This window comes from Streptomyces sp. NPDC001406 (assembly GCF_042895285.1).
Classification (GTDB): domain Bacteria; phylum Actinomycetota; class Actinomycetes; order Streptomycetales; family Streptomycetaceae; genus Streptomyces.
Map to the genome: position 1 here is coordinate 396,878 of NZ_JBIAWG010000007.1, position 12,511 is coordinate 409,388.

Here is a 12,511-nt window from a genome sequence, read left to right on the forward strand (position 1 = left end):
CTGCGGCCATCGGCTCGGGCTCGCGCCCATCGGGTCAGGCTCACGGTCACCGGGTGAGACCCGCGGCCGTCGGTTCGGGGCCGCGGTCATCGGGTGAGACCTGCGGAGGTCGGGTCAGGCCCGCGGCCATCGGCTCGGGCCCGCGGACATCGGATGGGACCTGCGGAGGTCGGGTCAGGCCCGCGGATGTCGGGTGAAGCCCTTGGCGGCGGGGTGAGGCCCGGCATGCGGCTGCCCTCCCGGATGCCTGCCGGGAGGGTGGCGTGAGGATGCGTCAGCCGTTGCGCGGGCTGGGGAAGGCCGTCGGCCTGGCCTCGTCGCGGAGCGTGGGGCTGCCCGCGGTGGGCTGGGTCGGCATGGAGCGGGCCGCGGGGACCGTGGGGACCGAGGGGAGGCCGGTGTTCACATTGAGCGTGCGGGTCCCGGACGGCTCCGTGGTGCGCTCGGCCTCGGCGGCCGCCTGGGCCGCGGCGCGCCGGGCGCCGTAACGGCGGTGCACCGCCTGCTTGGTGACGCCGAGTGCGGAGCCCACCGCGTCCCACGAGAAGCCGAGCGAGCGGTCGAAGTCCACGGCGGCCGTGACCAGGGTCTCGACGCTGTCCCGGAGTTCCTGCGCGAGACGCACGGTCGGGGCGGGGGCGCGTCCGTAGACGACGAAGCCCGTGGAGGGGCCGGAGCGGCGCGGGCGGTAGACGTTGCCCAACTGGGCGGTGAGCGTGCGCAGTGCGTCCACCTGGCGGCGGACCCGCTCGATGTCCCGCACCAGCAAGTGCAGGCTGGCCCGGGCCTGGGCGTCGTGGGTTGCGTGGTCGGCCATGAACAAGCCTCTCGAACCGGCGTTGAAAGGAATTGGGCCGCCGAATGCGGCCCTTTGTGGTCAACTCTTTCTTGACCAACGCGTTTGCGCTCCGCTGGTCACGGTGTGGGGGCGTACGGGCATATGCGTACGCCGGTTTGCCCACCCGTGCACCACCTGTCACCAGTCAGGTGAAAAACCGGCGTATGCCGTGGAGGTTGCTCGCCGTCGGCGGACTTGCGTGCGTGGTCATAGACTTGGGGGCTGCCCGCCAGTCGCCACCGCCCGAGAGGCCCGAACCCTTCCATGAAGCTCGTCTTCGCCGGTACCCCCGAGGTCGCCGTTCCCGCCCTGGACGCTCTCATCGCCTCCGGGCGGCACGAGGTGGCCGCCGTCGTCACGCGGCCCGACGCGCCGGCCGGGCGCGGGCGCAGGCTGGTCGCGTCACCCGTGGCCGAGCGGGCGGAGGAGGCCGGGATCGAGGTGCTGAAGCCGCTCAAGCCGCGGGACCCCGAGTTCCTGGAGCGGCTCGCGCAGATCGCCCCGGACTGCTGCCCCGTGGTCGCCTACGGCGCCCTGCTGCCCCGCGTCGCCCTCGACGTCCCCGCCCATGGCTGGGTCAATCTGCACTTCTCGCTGTTGCCCGCCTGGCGCGGGGCGGCGCCCGTGCAGCACTCCATCATGGCGGGGGACGAGATCACGGGCGCCTCCACCTTCCTCATCGAGGAGGGGCTGGACTCGGGGCCGGTGTACGGGACCGTCACCGAGGAGATCCGGCCCACCGACACCAGCGGCGACCTGCTCACCCGGCTCGCCTTCGCCGGCGCCGGGCTGCTCGCCGCGACCATGGACGGCATCGAGGACGGCTCGCTCAAGGCCGTGCCGCAGCCGGCCGACGGCATCACCCTGGCGCCGAAGATCACCGTCGAGGACGCCCGGATCGACTGGGCCGTCCCGGCCCTGCGCGTCGACCGGGTGGTGCGCGGCTGCACCCCGGCCCCCGGCGCCTGGACCACCTTCCGCGGCGAACGGCTCAAGCTCGTCCAGGCCACGCCCGTACCGGAGCGGACCGATCTGCTGCCGGGGCAGCTGGCCGTCGGCAAGAACAGCGTGCACGTGGGCACCGGGTCCTACGCCGTGGAGCTGCTGTGGGTGCAGGCCCAGGGCAAGAAGCCGATGCGGGCGGCGGACTGGGCGCGTGGGGTGCGGATCGCGGCGGGCGAGACGCTGGGCGGCTGAAGCGCAGCCCAGCCCCGGCCCCTCCCGTCGGCGGATTTCCCGGCGTACGCGGCGGCACCGCGCAGGCCCCCGGGACGTACGCTGGGATCTGCACCCATCCCACATCCGGAGCACCTTTTTCGTGACTGAGCAGTCCCGGCGGCCTCGCAAGCCCGCCAAGCCCTACCGCCGTCCCCAGAAGGACCCGGTCCGCATCCTCGCGTTCGAGGCCCTGCGCGCCGTGGACGAGCGGGACGCGTACGCCAACCTCGTCCTGCCCCCGCTGCTGCGGAAGGCGCGGGAGAAGGAGGGCCCGGACAAGTTCGACGGCCGGGACGCCGCCCTCGCCACCGAGCTGGTGTACGGGACGCTGCGCCGGCAGGGCACGTACGACGCGGTGATCGCCGCCTGCGTCGACCGGCCGCTGCGGGAGGTCGACCCGCCGGTGCTCGACGTGCTCAGCCTCGGTGCGCACCAGCTGCTCGGCACTCGCATCCCGACGCACGCCGCCGTGTCCGCCTCCGTCGAGCTCGCGCGCGTCGTCCTCGGCGACGGGCGGGCCAAGTTCGTCAACGCCGTGCTCCGCAAGGTCGCCCAGCACGACCTCGACGGTTGGCTGGAGCGGGTCGCGCCGCCCTATGACGAGGATCCCGAGGACCATCTCGCCGTCGTGCATTCGCACCCCCGCTGGGTCGTCTCCGCGCTGTGGGACTCGCTCGGCGGCGGGCGGGCCGGGATCGAGGACCTGCTGGAGGCCGACAACGAGCGGCCCGAGGTGACCCTCGTCGCCCGGCCCGGGCGGGCCACGGCCGAGGAGCTGCTCCGCGAGGAGGCCGCCGTGCCGGGGCGCTGGTCGCCGTATGCCGTGCGGCTTGCCGAGGGCGGGGAGCCGGGCGCCGTCGAGGCCGTCCGTCAGGGCCGGGCCGGTGTGCAGGACGAGGGCAGCCAGCTGGTTGCCCTCGCACTCGCCAACGCGCCGCTGGAGGGCCCGGACGAGAAGTGGCTCGACGGATGCGCGGGGCCCGGCGGCAAGGCCGCGCTGCTGGCCGCGCTCGCCGCCGAACGCGGGGCCGCGCTGCTCGCCTCCGAGAAGCAGCCGCACCGCGCCGGCCTGGTCGCGAAGGCCCTGGCCGGCAACCCGGGGCCGTACCAGGTCATCGCCGCCGACGGGACCCGGCCGCCGTGGCGGCCCGGCACCTTCGACCGTGTGCTGATGGACGTGCCGTGCACCGGTCTCGGCGCCCTGCGCAGGCGGCCCGAGGCCAGGTGGCGCCGCCGCCCGGAGGACCTGGACAACTTCGCGCCGCTGCAGCGTGCCCTGCTGCGCACCGCGCTCGACTCGGTGCGGGTCGGCGGGGTCGTCGGCTACGCCACCTGCTCGCCGCACCTCGCCGAGACCCGTGCCGTGGTCCAGGACCTGCTCAAGCAGCGCCCGGACACCGAACTCGTCGACGCCCGCCCGCTGCTGCCCGGCGTACCGGCCCTCGGCGAGGGCCCCGACGTACAGCTGTGGCCGCATCTGCACGGCACCGACGCCATGTATCTGGCGCTCATCCGCCGGACCGGCTGACCTCGGACTCGCGCACGACCGGGACCGCACCGTCCTCGTGCGCGAGCCGGTGCGGCCACCACACCTTCCGGCCGGCGTCCAGGAACAGCGCCGTGACCAGCACCGACCGTACGACGAAGGTGTCCAGGAGGACGCCGAGGGCGACGGCGAAGCCGATCTCCGCGAAGGCCACCATGGGCAGGGTGCCGAGCGCGGCGAACGTACCGGCCAGGACCAGGCCCGCGGACGTGATGACCGCGCCGGTCGCCGCCAGGCCCGTCACCACGCCGGGCCGGGTGCCCTGGCGGGTGGCCTCCTCGCGGATGCGGGTGGTCAGGAAGATGTTGTAGTCGATGCCCAGGGCCACCAGGAACACGAAGACGAACAGCGGGAAGTCCGTCTGCTCGCCCGCGTAGTCGAAGACGTGCCGGAAGGCGAGGGCGCTGGCGCCGAGGGCCGCCGCGAAGGACAGCACCACCGTGCCGATCAGCAGCAGCGGGGCCACCAGGGACCGCAGCAGCGCGCCCAGGATCAGCAGCACGACCAGCAGGACCGCCGGGATGATCAGCACGTTGTCGTGCGTGGTCGCCCGCTCCATGTCCAGCAGGGCCGCGGTGCCGCCGCCCACCTGCGCGTCGGCGCCCGGCAGCGCGTGGACGGCGTCGCGCACACGCTCGACGGTGTGCTTGGCCGCCTCGCTGTCGGACCGGTCGGTCAGGGTCGCCTCGAACAGGATCTTGCCGTCGTACGAGGGTTTCGTCCCGGGCGGGACGGTGACGCTGTCCGGCGCGACACCGCGCGTACCGGCAACCGCCTGCCGCACCTGGTCGCCCTGCGCCCGGTCCGCCACGACCACCAGCGGGTCGCCGCTGCCCGCAGGGAAGTACCGCTGCGACACCTTCTGCCCGGTGATCGAGTCGGGGGTGCCGGTGAAGGCGTCCGCGTTGCCGATGCCGTCGGCGCGGAGCTGGAGGAGGCCCAGCGAGAGGACGGCCAGCGCCAGGGCGGTGGCGCCCCAGACGACCCGCGGCCGGTTGCTGATGCCGCGGCCCATACGGGCCCAGACGCCCCGCTCGGTCGGGTCGGACGAGCCGAAGTGCGGGACGACAGGCCAGAAGATCCAGCGGCCGAAGAGCAGGAGCAGGGCCGGAAAGAGCGTGAGCATGGCCAGCAGCGCGACCGCCACGCCGATCGCGGCGACCGGGCCCAGGCCGCGGGTGGAGTTCATCTCGGCGGCCAGCAGCACCAGCATGCTCAGCACCACGGTGGCGCCCGAGGCGAGCACCGCAGGGCCCGCGCGGTGCAGGGCCAGCGCCATGGCCTCGTGCCGGTCCTCGTGGCGGCGCAGCTCCTCCCGGTAGCGGGCGACGAGGAGCAGCGCGTAGTCCGTCCCGGCTCCGAAGACCAGCACCGTGAGGATGCCCGCGCTCTGGCCGTTGACGGTCAGGCCCGCGTGCCGGGCCAGGAGATAGATCAGCGCCTGCGAGGTGAACAGGGCGACGACCACCGCGACGAGGGGCACGAAGAGCAGGACCGGGCTGCGGTAGGTCAGCAGCAGCATCACGATCACGACGCCCATCGCCGAGAGCAGCAGCGTGGAGTCGATGCCCTCGAAGGCCTTGGAGAAGTCGGCGGAGGTGCCGCCCGGCCCGGTGATGTGGACGGCGAGCCCGCCCGTGCTCGTGCCCACCTGGTCGCGCAGGGTGTCGACGGCCGGGGCGAGCTCGGACCAGCCCTTGGCGTCCATCGTGATGGGAACGTAGATCTGGGCCGCCTTCGGCGCGGAAGCACTGTCGTAGACGGGGCCGCGTGTCTCGGTGCCGCGGATACCGTGCGCGGTCAGGCCCTTGATCTCCTGGACGTCCCGCTCGATCTGCTGCTTGTCCCGCGCCGTGAGTCCGTCGTCGCGGGCGAACACGACGACCGCCGGTATCTGCTCGGGCCGGAAGTGGTTCGAGGTGTCGAGCACCTGGGTGGATTCCGCGGACCCGGGCAGCCAGGAAGCGGCGTCGTTGTCCTGGGCGTCCGTGAGCTTCTGGGCGAGTGGGCCCGCGAGCACGAGCGCCAGCAGCCAGAGGGCCACTATCAGCCACTTGCTGCGACGTCCGGTCAGGAATTTGATGAGCCCCTGGCGCACATGGCGCCCGTGGTCGTTCGATCGCGCGTCCTTCATAGCGCCCCCCCTCGGGCCCTGCCGTCACCTTCCCGCCTGCACGGCGGCGCCTGGCACGCACGCTCGCCGCGTTGCCGAACCGCCCACGTGGCTCCGCCACGAGGGCGCTCCGGCGCCTTGCGATCGCACGCACCAGACCCCGCCGTGCCCGCCCTCCGGGCGGACGACGTGAAGGTGACGGCAGGGCCCAGCCGCACGTAGAGCCGGTGGGCCGCCCAGCATGGCACGGCCCCGTCCGCGGGGCACCTGATTTGCAGAATGGTATGTACCGTCGTGATCCAGCCGGGGACCGAGGCGAACATCCGTGCCCGGACATGGCAGGCTTGGGTCATGGCCGTGCAGATCAACCCCAGCATCCTGTCCGCCGATTTCGCCCGCCTCGCGGAGGAGACGAAGGCGGTGCAGGGAGCCGACTGGCTCCACGTCGACGTGATGGACAACCATTTCGTCCCGAACCTCACGCTCGGCGTGCCGGTCGTAGAGTCCCTCGCGCGGGCGACGGACACGCCGCTGGACTGCCATCTGATGATCGAGGACGCCGATCGGTGGGCGCCCCAGTACGTCGAAGCGGGTGCCTCGTCCGTCACCTTCCACGTCGAGGCGGCCGCCGCCCCGGTGCGGCTGGCCCGCGAGATCCGCGCCAAGGGCGCGCGTGCCTCCATGGCGCTCAAGCCCGCGACGGCCATCGAGCCGTACGAGGACCTGCTCCCCGAGCTCGACATGCTGCTGATCATGACGGTCGAGCCGGGCTTCGGCGGTCAGGCGTTCCTGGACATCATGCTTCCGAAGATCCGTCGCACGCGTCAGCTGATCGAGAAGCACGGTCTCGAACTCTGGCTGCAGGTCGACGGAGGAGTCTCCGCGTCCACGATCGAGCGGTGCGCGGACGCGGGCGCCGATGTCTTTGTCGCCGGTTCGGCGGTGTACGGGGCGAACGACCCGGCAGACGCGGTACGTGCACTGCGCGCCCAGGCGGAGACGGCCACCGCCAAGGCGTCCTGGGCATGCGACCACTGAGCCACAAGGACGTGAACAGCTAAGGGAACGGCGCCCATCAGGGCGGATCAGTCGCGCCGGATCTGCAAGGATGAACGGCGAATCCAGAGTGTGAACAGCAGTGAGGAGATCGCCGTGTCGGGTATGTCGGCGGGCCGGTCAGCCATGCGGATGGGACCCGCTGAGCTGGTGCAGGCGGCGGCCATGGCCCGCCGCTTCTACCTCGAGGGCAAGTCCAAGATCCAGATCGCGGAGGAGTTCGGCGTCAGCCGCTTCAAAGTGGCCCGGGTTCTGGAGACTGCCCTCGAACGGGATCTCGTACGCATCGAGATCCGCGTGCCGGCCGAGCTGGACGCCGAGCGCTCCGACGCGCTCCGCGCCCGCTACGGCCTCAGGCACGCCGTCGTGGTCGAATCCCCGGCCGAGGCCGAGGAGACCCCCGACCCCGAGAACCTCGGCGAGGTGGCGGCCGACCTGCTCGGCGAGCTCGTCAACGAGGGGGACGTCCTCGGACTGGCCTGGGGCCGGTCCACCATCCACATGGCGGCGGCGCTCGACCGGCTGCCGCCGTGCACGGTGGTGCAGCTGACGGGCGTGTACGACGCCGGGACCGCCGAGCGCGGCTCCGTCGAGGCCGTCCGCCGCGCCGCCCAGGTGTCCGGCGGCGACGCGCACCCCATCTACGCGCCGATGCTGCTGCCGGACGCGGCCACCGCGGCCGCGCTGCGCCACCAGACCGGGATCGCCCGGGCCTTCGAGTACTTCGACAAGGTCACGGTCGCCTGTGTCTCCATCGGCTCCTGGGAGCCGGGCATCTCGACGGTGCACGACATGCTCAGCGACGAGGAGCGGGCGCACTACGCCTCGCTCGGTGTCGCCGCCGAGATGTCCGCGCACCTCTTCGACGCCGAGGGCCGACGCGTCGGCCGGGACCTGGGGGAGCGGTGCATCACGGTCAAGGCCGACCAGCTCCGCCGTATCCCCGAGGTCGTGGCGATCGCCGGCGGCCAGCGCAAGGCGTCCGCGATCGACGCGGTGCTGCGGTCGGGTCTGGTCACCAGCCTGGTGACGGACACGTCGGCGGCGGACTATCTGATGACCGCGGGCCCCACGCCGAAGCCCGCCCTGAACCGGGCGGACCCGGACGGCGCCTGAGGGCGGCCCGCGGCAGGACATGAGGGGACGGCCGTGACAGCACCGACAGCGTGCTGCTGCGGTTCGTCCCCCGCGTGCTTTCCGATGATCATTACGACACGTTCAGGACGGTGCTGAGATGACGAGCCGGCGGGTGGTGACGCTGGACCTCGGCGGGGTCGCCGACAAGGCCGCGTTCATGGACCGCTTCGCGCGGACCCTGGCCCTGCCCGACTGGTTCGGCCGCAACTGGGACGCGCTCGCCGACAGCCTGGGCGATCCCTCGTTCTGGCCGCCGGACGCGGCCGAGAACGGGCTGCTCCTCGTCGTCGGCGGCTGGCTGGAGTACGCGGCGGCCCGTCCCGACGAGTGGGCGGTGGCACTGGAGGTGTTCACCGAGGCGTCCGGCCGCGGACCCCTCCTGACGGTGGCGCTCGCGCTGGGCTGACCGGGGCCGGTTCGGCAGATCCTCCGAACGCCCTTTGACCTGCCTGGATGATTCGACCGGGCACCGCATTCCGGCCGTCATGGGACAATGAAGTACGTGCTTCTCCCCCGGGCTGACCTGTCCGGGGGTCACCTCTGATCGACTGGGATGTGCGGCACGTGCGTTTCCTCAATGACATCCAGCCCGCGTACGACCTGACGTACGACGACGTGTTCATGGTGCCGAGCCGCTCCGCGGTCGGCTCGCGTCAAGGCGTGGACCTCAGCTCCCCGGACGGCACGGGCACCACGATCCCGCTGGTCGTCGCCAACATGACCGCGATCGCGGGCCGCCGGATGGCGGAGACCGTGGCCCGGCGCGGCGGCCTGGTGGTGATTCCGCAGGACATCCCGATCGATGTCGTCACCGAGGTCGTCTCCTGGGTCAAGAGCCGCCATCTGGTCCTCGACACGCCGATCGTGCTGGCCCCGCATCAGACCGTCGCCGACGCGCTGGGTCTGCTGTCCAAGCGGGCGCACAACGCCGGCGTGGTCGTCGACGAGGACGGCCGCCCGATCGGTGTCGTCACCGACCGGGACCTGACCGGCGTCGACCGCTTCACCCAGCTCACCGAGATCATGTCGACGGACCTGCTGCTGCTCGACGCCGACATCGCGCCGCGCGAGGCCTTCAACACCCTCGACGGGCACAACCGCCGCTACGCCCCGGCCGTGGACAAGGACGGCAGGCTCGCCGGCATCCTCACCCGCAAGGGCGCCCTGCGCGCCACGCTCTACACCCCGGCCACCGACACCGACGGCAAGCTGCGCATCGCCGCCGCCGTCGGCATCAACGGCGATGTGGCGGGCAAGGCCAAGCAGCTGCTCGACGCGGGCGTCGACACGCTCGTCATCGACACCGCGCACGGCCACCAGGAGTCGATGATCAGCGCCATCAAGCTGGTGCGCGACCTCGACCCGCAGGTGCCGATCGCGGCGGGCAACATCGTCTCCGCCGAGGGCGTCAAGGACCTGATCGACGCCGGCGCGGACATCATCAAGGTCGGTGTCGGACCCGGCGCCATGTGCACCACCCGGATGATGACCGGCGTCGGCCGGCCGCAGTTCTCCGCGGTCCTGGAGTGCGCCGCCGAGGCGAAGAAGTACGGTAAGCACGTCTGGGCCGACGGCGGTGTCCGGCACCCGCGCGACGTGGCGATGGCGCTCGCGGCCGGTGCGTCCAATGTGATGGTCGGCTCGTGGTTCGCGGGCACCTACGAGTCGCCGGGTGATCTGCAGCAGGACGCCGACGGCCGCCTGTACAAGGAGTCGTACGGCATGGCGTCTGCGCGCGCGGTGCGCAACCGCACGTCGGAGGAGTCGGCCTACGACCGCGCCCGCAAGGCGCTGTTCGAGGAGGGCATCTCCACCTCCCGGATGTTCCTCGATCCGGTCCGTCCGGGCGTCGAGGACCTGATCGACTCGATCATCGCGGGCGTCCGTTCCTCGTGCACCTACGCCGGCGCGGCCTCCCTGGAGGAGTTCGCCGAGAAGGCCATCGTCGGCATCCAGAGCGCGGCGGGCTATGCCGAGGGCGAGCCGCTGCACGCCAGCTGGAGCTGAGCCGGCACCCTTTTCCACGCGGCCCCCGTCCTCCCGGCACCCGGCAGGACGGGGGCCGTCGGCGTCCGTGCGAACAGTGCTTCCGAGGCCTGTGCGCAACGCTCGAAAGCCGTGGCGCAACAAATGGACACGCTCCCGGGATGAACGCAATGATCTTGCGGGTATGCGCAAGGTTGCTGCATTACGCCCGTAAAGCCCTGGCTCATAGGGTGCTGCGCTGTACGTGGTGTGGCGGGGACCCCGCTCGGTGGGTTCCTGCCCTCGCAGGAATGCCTCCGGTCCCCGCCACCCTGAGTGGCAGCGATAAGGAGCCAGCGCGTGCTCGACCAAGGCGCACCCCCGCAGAACCGTAGAGAGACCGCATCAGCGTCCCCGGGCGTTGCCGCGGGCCTCATGCGTCGCAAGCCCGTGGAAAGCCTGGTCGCGGAGGGCGGCCAGGGCGAGGGAGGCACGCTCCGGCGCTCCCTCGGCCTGTGGCAGCTGACGATGATCAGCATCGGTGCCACGCTCGGCACCGGCATCTTCGTCGTCCTCGGCGACGCCGTTCCGGAGGCCGGTCCCGCGGTCACCCTGGCCTTTGTGATCGCCGGTCTCACCGCGCTGTTCTCGGCCCTGTCGTACGCCGAGCTGGCGGGCAGCATCCCGGTCGCCGGCTCCTCCTACTCGTATGCGTACGCAACGATGGGTGAGCTGGTCGCCTGGGTCTGCGGCTGGTGCCTTGTGCTTGAGTACGGCGTGTCGGTGGCCGCGGTCGCCGTCGGCTGGGGCGAGTACCTGAACGAGCTGCTCGACGGCACCATCGGCGTCACCATTCCGGCCGCCCTGTCCTCGGCACCCGGCGAGGGCAACGGCATCATCAATCTGCCCGCCCTGATCGTCGTTCTCCTGGCGATGGTGTTCCTGCTCGGTGGCGCACGTGAGTCCGCCCGGGCCAACACGATCATGGTGTGCGTGAAGATCGCCGCCCTGGTGCTCTTCTGCTCCATCGGTTTCATGGGCTTCAAGTCCGGCAACTACGCCGACTTCATGCCGCTCGGCATGGCCGGGGTCAGCGCCGCCGGTGCCACGCTGTTCTTCTCGTACATCGGCTTCGACGCCGCCTCCACCGCCGGTGAGGAGGCGAAGAACCCCAAGCGGGACCTGCCGCGGGCGATCATGCTGTCGCTGATCATCGTGACCGCGCTGTACGTGCTCGTCGCGGCCGTCGCCGTCGGCGCCTGGAACTGGAAAAAGTTCGACGGCTCGGAGGCAACCCTCGCCGCGATCATGAACGATGTCAGCGGCCAGACCTTCTGGGGCACGCTGCTCGCCCTGGGCGCGGTCATCTCCATCGCGAGCGTGGTGCTCACCGTGCTCTACGGCCAGACCCGCATCCTGTTCGCGATGTCCCGCGACGGTCTGGTGCCCAAGGCGCTCGGCAAGGTCCACCCGAAGACCGGTGCTCCCCGCCTCAACACGGTGATCGTGTCCCTGTTCTGCGGTGTGCTCGCCGCGCTCATCCCGCTGGGCAAGCTCGTCGACGCCACCAGCATCGGCACGCTGTTCGCCTTCGGGCTGGTCAACATCGCGGTCGTCATCCTGCGGTACCGGCGGCCGGAGCTGGAGCGCACGTTCAAGGTGCCGTTCGGGCCGGTTCTGCCGGTGCTGGGCTTCCTGTTCTGCGCGTACAACATGTTCAGCCTCGACACCGTCACATGGGTCGTCTTCGGGTGCTGGATGGCCGCCGGACTCGTGTTCTACTTCCTGTACGGCTACCGCCGTTCCCGACTCGCAACACCTGAGAGCTGATCAACCCACTGTGCTGAACGATCTCGACGAACGCATCGTGCACGCCCTCGCCGAGGACGCCCGCCGCTCCTACGCGGACATCGGGCAGCTGGTCGGCCTGTCCGCGCCCGCCGTGAAGCGGCGCGTGGACCGGCTGCGGGCCACCGGAGCCATCACCGGTTTCACCGTACGGGTCGACCCGGCGGCGCTCGGCTGGGAGACCGAGGGGTTCGTCGAGATCTACTGCCGGCGCAACACCTCGCCGGAGACCATCCAGCGAGGCCTGGAGCGCTACCAGGAGGTCGTGGCCGCCTCCACCGTCACCGGTGAGGCGGACGCGGTCGCCCAGGTCTTCGCCTCCGACATGCGCCACTTCGAACGCGTGCTGGAGCGGATCGCGGGGGAGCCGTTCGTGGAACGAACCAAGTCCGTCCTGGTGCTCTCGCCGCTGCTGCGGAGATTCTCCTCGGGTTCGCCGACCTGAGCCGTGCCACGCGTAGCGGCTGCCGACCCGGGGTCGGCTCGTCCAGGCGGATGGCCAGGGCGTAGGTCGAGAAGCGGTGGCGTCCGGCGAGGATCAGTTCGCGGCTCGGTTGCGCGGAGACCGCCCGGTATCCGGCGAACACCGTGCCCTCGGCCGGCGGTGCCGGCGCTCTGGCCGCTGCGGCGCTCGCCTTGGTTTCGCCGCCCTGCGTCGCGCTATGCGTAGCGGCTGCCGGCCCGGGGTCGGCCCGTCCAGGCGGATGGCCAGGGCGTAGGTCGAGAAGCGGTGGCGTCCGGCGAGGATCAGTTCGCGGCTCGGTTGCGCGGAGACCGCCCGGTATCCGGC

General features: G+C 71.7%; 10 protein-coding genes. 8 read left to right on the top strand and 2 right to left on the bottom strand.

Annotation, left to right across the window (positions count from 1 at the left end; all coding sequences use genetic code 11):
* Positions 1-274: 274 nt before the first annotated feature.
* Entirely contained in the window at positions 275-817 is a 543-nt protein-coding gene (locus ACFY1J_RS19665; protein ID WP_390712445.1) for a hypothetical protein, read from the bottom strand.
* A gap of 285 nt (positions 818-1,102) precedes the next feature.
* On the opposite strand from ACFY1J_RS19665, the gene fmt reads away from it, so the two are divergent.
* Positions 1,103-2,035, top strand: a complete 933-nt coding sequence (fmt, locus tag ACFY1J_RS19670; RefSeq protein ID WP_390712446.1) for a methionyl-tRNA formyltransferase — start codon at positions 1,103-1,105, stop codon at positions 2,033-2,035.
* A gap of 121 nt (positions 2,036-2,156) precedes the next feature.
* Positions 2,157-3,584: an RsmB/NOP family class I SAM-dependent RNA methyltransferase gene (locus tag ACFY1J_RS19675; RefSeq protein ID WP_390712447.1), complete on the top strand. Its 1,428-nt coding sequence runs from the start codon at positions 2,157-2,159 to the stop codon at positions 3,582-3,584.
* Here ACFY1J_RS19675 and ACFY1J_RS19680 read toward each other — a convergent pair.
* On the bottom strand, positions 3,565-5,736 hold the full coding sequence (locus ACFY1J_RS19680) for an MMPL family transporter (protein WP_390731578.1): 2,172 nt from the start codon (positions 5,734-5,736) through the stop codon (positions 3,565-3,567). The genes ACFY1J_RS19675 and ACFY1J_RS19680 overlap by 20 nt on opposite strands.
* A 330-nt stretch (positions 5,737-6,066) precedes the next feature.
* On the opposite strand from ACFY1J_RS19680, the gene rpe reads away from it, so the two are divergent.
* The 6 genes from rpe to ACFY1J_RS19710 all read left to right on the top strand — a co-directional run bounded on the left by rpe (position 6,067) and on the right by ACFY1J_RS19710 (position 12,166).
* On the top strand, positions 6,067-6,753 hold the full coding sequence (rpe, locus tag ACFY1J_RS19685; RefSeq protein WP_390712449.1) for a ribulose-phosphate 3-epimerase: 687 nt from the start codon (positions 6,067-6,069) through the stop codon (positions 6,751-6,753).
* A 90-nt stretch (positions 6,754-6,843) separates the two neighbouring features.
* A complete protein-coding gene (locus ACFY1J_RS19690) occupies positions 6,844-7,887 on the top strand; it encodes a sugar-binding transcriptional regulator (RefSeq protein WP_263206551.1) in 1,044 nt (347 codons plus the stop codon).
* A gap of 118 nt (positions 7,888-8,005) precedes the next feature.
* The gene (locus tag ACFY1J_RS19695) at positions 8,006-8,314 is read left to right on the top strand and encodes a barstar family protein (protein WP_390712450.1); all 309 of its coding nucleotides are present in this window, start codon (positions 8,006-8,008) and stop codon (positions 8,312-8,314) included.
* A 158-nt stretch (positions 8,315-8,472) separates the two neighbouring features.
* The gene (locus ACFY1J_RS19700) at positions 8,473-9,915 is read left to right on the top strand and encodes a GuaB1 family IMP dehydrogenase-related protein (RefSeq protein ID WP_390712451.1); all 1,443 of its coding nucleotides are present in this window, start codon (positions 8,473-8,475) and stop codon (positions 9,913-9,915) included.
* Positions 9,916-10,233: 318 nt separating this feature from the next.
* A complete protein-coding gene (locus ACFY1J_RS19705) occupies positions 10,234-11,703 on the top strand; it encodes an amino acid permease (RefSeq protein ID WP_390712452.1) in 1,470 nt (489 codons plus the stop codon).
* A gap of 10 nt (positions 11,704-11,713) precedes the next feature.
* Positions 11,714-12,166 carry an Lrp/AsnC family transcriptional regulator gene (locus tag ACFY1J_RS19710; protein ID WP_205385847.1) on the top strand — a complete coding sequence of 151 codons (453 nt, stop codon included), beginning with the start codon at positions 11,714-11,716 and terminating at the stop codon, positions 12,164-12,166.
* The last annotated feature ends 345 nt before the right edge of the window (positions 12,167-12,511 follow it).

Coding starts and splice junctions, on each gene's coding strand:
- rpe (WP_390712449.1), top strand. CDS start 6,067: ATGGCCGTGCAGATCAACCCCAGCATCCTGTCCGCCGATTTCGCCCGC.
- fmt (WP_390712446.1), top strand. CDS start 1,103: ATGAAGCTCGTCTTCGCCGGTACCCCCGAGGTCGCCGTTCCCGCCCTG.
- ACFY1J_RS19665 (WP_390712445.1), bottom strand. CDS start 817: ATGGCCGACCACGCAACCCACGACGCCCAGGCCCGGGCCAGCCTGCAC.
- ACFY1J_RS19680 (WP_390731578.1), bottom strand. CDS start 5,736: ATGAAGGACGCGCGATCGAACGACCACGGGCGCCATGTGCGCCAGGGG.
- ACFY1J_RS19695 (WP_390712450.1), top strand. CDS start 8,006: ATGACGAGCCGGCGGGTGGTGACGCTGGACCTCGGCGGGGTCGCCGAC.